This window comes from Rhizobacter sp. P2_H2, from assembly GCF_056403375.1.
The window spans coordinates 1-3744 of record NZ_JBFUFP010000527.1 but is presented as its reverse complement, the minus strand read 5'-3'; the positions used below and the strand labels follow the sequence as shown (position 1 = coordinate 3744).

The 3744-nt window shown below is 68.1% G+C and carries 5 protein-coding genes and 1 pseudogene; 1 reads left to right on the top strand and 5 read right to left on the bottom strand.

What is annotated here, in order from left to right; translation table 11 throughout:
* Positions 1-293: 293 nt before the first annotated feature.
* Complete coding sequence (locus tag AC1D15_RS21750; RefSeq protein WP_477827604.1) at positions 294-704, top strand: hypothetical protein; 411 nt, start codon at positions 294-296, stop codon at positions 702-704.
* On the opposite strand, the gene AC1D15_RS21745 is transcribed toward AC1D15_RS21750, so the two are convergent.
* The 5 genes and pseudogenes from AC1D15_RS21745 to AC1D15_RS21725 all read right to left on the bottom strand — a co-directional run.
* The gene (locus tag AC1D15_RS21745; RefSeq protein WP_477827605.1) at positions 701-949 is read right to left on the bottom strand and encodes an RNA 2'-phosphotransferase; all 249 of its coding nucleotides are present in this window, start codon (positions 947-949) and stop codon (positions 701-703) included. The genes AC1D15_RS21750 and AC1D15_RS21745 overlap by 4 nt on opposite strands.
* A pseudogene (locus AC1D15_RS21740) lies at positions 923-1033 on the bottom strand (RNA 2'-phosphotransferase); the annotation flags it as partial. The gene AC1D15_RS21745 and the pseudogene AC1D15_RS21740, both read right to left, overlap by 27 nt.
* Before the next feature lie 30 nt (positions 1034-1063).
* Complete coding sequence (locus tag AC1D15_RS21735; protein WP_477827603.1) at positions 1064-1600, bottom strand: hypothetical protein; 537 nt, start codon at positions 1598-1600, stop codon at positions 1064-1066.
* Entirely contained in the window at positions 1597-2289 is a 693-nt protein-coding gene (locus tag AC1D15_RS21730) for a hypothetical protein (RefSeq protein WP_477827602.1), read from the bottom strand. The genes AC1D15_RS21735 and AC1D15_RS21730 overlap by 4 nt, the downstream gene beginning before the upstream one ends.
* Positions 2279-3744, bottom strand: a 1466-nt coding sequence (locus tag AC1D15_RS21725) for a GspE/PulE family protein (protein ID WP_477827601.1), incomplete at its 5' end; no start/stop codon positions are given. The genes AC1D15_RS21730 and AC1D15_RS21725, both read right to left, overlap by 11 nt.

The following is a 3744-nucleotide window of genomic DNA, read 5'->3' as shown; positions in this document are numbered from 1 at the left end:
GATGGGTAAATTCCATTGTGACCGTGACGCGTGATGGCAAGGCGCTGGAACCGAGCCCTCAGCAATAGGAGTCGGCATGCCCCATCTGACCGCGAGATTGCCGCTTCAGAACGAGAGCTCTACGCCCGTCAAGGTGCTGTTGGAGCCGCTCTCCGAATACTTCTTCGTTCTGCCCGGAGAGAGCATTGAAAATTAGACAGTCTCGTTCTGGCCGGCCAGTGGAGGCTTCGAGTTGTTCTTTGAAGGAAGAAGTGTCTGGGAGCAGATTTGAGGGACTTGCTCGGAGCAATGCATTGAACAAGTCGATTGGCTCGATAGCCTGGCCGAAGAGCGCAAATGAATCCCTGCGATCGCTTCTGCTCTACATGATGAGAGTCGTTGGGCGACTCGGCATTTCATTCGGCTCTTCCGCCCATGACCCTCTGTCGACCGTCAAAGGGCTTCTCGCCGGGGAACTCTCTGAGGATGACAGGCGTGTCGCTCTTGCTCATTGGTGGAAAGCCGTGGACGAAAGAGGACTGCGGAATTTCGAGAGCGGTGAGGCAGTTGTTGCTCGTCTTGCCGTGTGCCTTCTTTACCCGAGCAAAGAAAATGTGTCGGGCCAGGACGACCAGCTGTCATGGTTCCTGGAAGTGCTCGGTTTCCTCGGCGCAGACGTTGACGAGGCGATTGCCGTCATGGAGGAGCATTTCGACTTTGTTTAGCGGGCTACCAGAAATTCCCGAGGCACCTGATCCGTGAGCCAGACGCCGTTGTCCGCCCGATAGAACTTGAACCCGGCAGCGTGCATGCGAAGCGCGTCAACCGTCAGCTCGACAGGCTTGCCATGACGCTGCCCCACCAAGTGCGCCGTTGCTTCATCGGCCGACAGGTGCACCTGCTGTCGCGACTGCGGCTGCAGCAGTTCGTCCCGTGTGAGCCGCGTTCCCGCGGCATCACTCTTGGCAATCAGCTCATCGATGACGGCCCAGCCCTGCGCATCCAGCGTCAGGCCGATGGTGTCTGGCTGGTGCCGAAGAATGAGGCTCAGGAACTTGCTGAGCTGTCATCGCGAGATCCCATGTCATTCCCTCCCACGCCACCGCGAGACGATCAACGCCGTCGGCCGCCCGCTGGCACCCTGTGCCGTCCCCTGCGCCGTCGCCAGGATCCACCGCTCGCTCGGCTCCCCGGCGTTGAGATCCTCCAGGTACTTCAGCAGCGCCTCGTAGCTTGAGAACTCGACCTGCACGCGCACGGTCGCGTCGGCCGCGCTGATGTCCACCGACACCGGCAGCACGCCCACCGTGCCCACCGATTCGAGCGAGGCCAGCGCGGCGTCGACCGGCACGCGCTGCAGCTTCAACGCCGCCTGCGCATCGGCGGCATAGGCCGGCGGCGGCTCGTTCGGCAGCTCGGCGCGCCGCGACGCCTGGTGCGCCAGTGCGTCGACGCGCGCATTCCAGTCCTGCATTTGCGCACGCACGCCGGCCGTGTCCTCGCGCACCGTCCAGCCCCATGCCGCCAACGCCACCGCGGCCACCAGCAACAGCACCGTCGCGCCCCACCAGGCTCGCCCCGGCGGCCGGCGGCGGATGAAATCGGCCTCGATGCGCCTCATGCCCACGCCTCCATCACCGCATCGTCCAATCCCGCGCCCGCCGACAGCACCACCCGCACGCCCTCGCCGTCGGCGATCCCGAGGCTCAGCACCGAGCGCTGCAGCCATGCCGCCGCATGCTCCGGCGACGGCAACGGTGCACAGGTGGCCGTCGCGCTGAACACCCCGTCGCGGCCGGCCAGCACCACCAGGCTCTCCGGTTCCGCGACGACGATGCGCGACAGCGCCGGCTGCGCGTCCAGCGCCCGCGCCAACGCCGCCGTCCACCACGGCCGCATCGCAACAGCGCGCACGCCATGCGCCGCCAGCACACGCTCGATCGTCTCGCGCGTCGCCGTCTCGATCGCCACGCCCAGCACCGCGTGCCCAGGCGGCGCCGCATCCAGCCACACCTCGCATGGCCCGGTCAGCCCGGTCTCATCGGGCGCCAGCGCCTCGGCCAGCCGGCGTGCCTCGGTCCAGCTCTGCAGCCCCGGCACCGGTTGCACGATGAACGGCCGCGCCACGCTGCCGGCCAGCCACAGCCTGAGCTGCGGCCGGCGCACCGCGGCATCGGCCTTCAGTGCCGCTGCAACGGCCGTCACGCCGGCTTCCAGCCCGTCGGCCGGCTGCCACTGCCACGGCTGTTCACCGAAGCGCCACGCCACCCCACGCAAGCCCAGCCAGGCCTGCGCGCCCTCAGATCGCACCGACGACACGCCGCACCTCCTCGATCGTGGTCTGGCGTTGCAGCACCCGCCGCACCGACTGCTGGTCCAGCGTCAGCGTGCCGCCCGCATACGCATGCCCCTTCAGCACCGACAGCGGCGAGCCCTCGGTCACGTGGTCGCGGAACGCATCGTCGATCACGTGCACCTCCGAGATCACGAAGCGCCCCTTGTAGCCCGAGCCGTGGCACAGCGGGCAGCCCACCGCCAGCGGCACGCGCACGCCGTGTTCCGCGACCACGCCCAGCCACTGCGCCTCGCGTGCAGTCGCGTCACGCTCGCCGGCGCAATCGGCGCACAGCCGCCGCATCAACCGCTGCACCACCACCCCGTTCAGCGACGACATGAAGCCGAACATGTCGAGCCCGAAATGCCGGAAGCGGCCGATGATGTCGGTCAGGCTGTTCGCATGCACCGTCGTGAACACCGCGTGGCCGGTCAGCGCCGACTGCACCGCGATCTCGGCCGTCTCGGCATCGCGGATCTCGCCGACCAGGATGCGGTCCGGGTCATGCCGCAGGATCGAGCGCAGCCCTTTCGCGAAGGTCAGCCCCTTGCGCTCGTTGACCGGAATCTGCAGCACGCCCGCCAGCTCGTACTCCACCGGGTCCTCGATCGTGATGATCTTCTCCAGCCCCGTGTTGATCTCCGACAGCGCCGCATACACCGTCGTCGTCTTGCCGCTGCCGGTCGGCCCGGTCACCAGCATCATCCCGCTCGGCGCCATCGACAGCTCGCGGATCAGGCCCGCGCCGATCGCGTCGAAGCCCAGCAGGTCGAGCGACACCGTCGCATCGCTCTCGCGCAGCTGGGCCTTGTCGAGCAGCCGCAGTACCGCGTCCTCGCCGAACACGCTCGGCATGATCGACACGCGCAGGTCGATGCGCCCACCCTGGATGTCGATCCGAAAACGCCCGTCCTGCGGCAGCCGCCGCTCGGTGATGTCGAGTTGCGCCAGCACCTTGATGCGCGAGATCACCTCCTCGGCCTGCGTCGCACCGTCGAGCCGCGCAAAGCGCGCCATCACGCCGTCGAGCCGGTGCTTGACCGTCACGCCACCGCGGTCGCATTCGAAATGGATGTCGCTCGCACCGGCCTGGAAGCCGGCGCGGATCGCGCTGTCGACGAAGCCGACGATCGGCCCGTCGGCCACGGCCGCGGGCTTCGCGGCTTCTTCGCGCACCGCTGCCCCATCGGTCTCCCCCAGCCAGGAGCGCATCGCCTGCGTGCTCGCGGCTGCCGGCTGCAGCGCTTCGCCGACGCGCCCGCTGATGCGGCGCAGCTTCGCGTCGTCCCATGGGTCTTCCATCGCGAGCCAGCGTTGCCGGGCCCCGTCGACCGTGAGCGCGACGACCACGCAGCGCGCCTGCACCGCCTGCTCGCGGCTCCACGCCGACCAGTCGGCCGCCGCGTCGCCGGCCGCTTCCAGCACCGCGA

What these genes read in the sequence shown, in the direction of transcription:
- AC1D15_RS21735 (WP_477827603.1), bottom strand. Translation starts at nt 1,600, where the DNA reads ATGAGGCGCATCGAGGCCGATTTCATCCGCCGCCGGCCGCCGGGGCGA.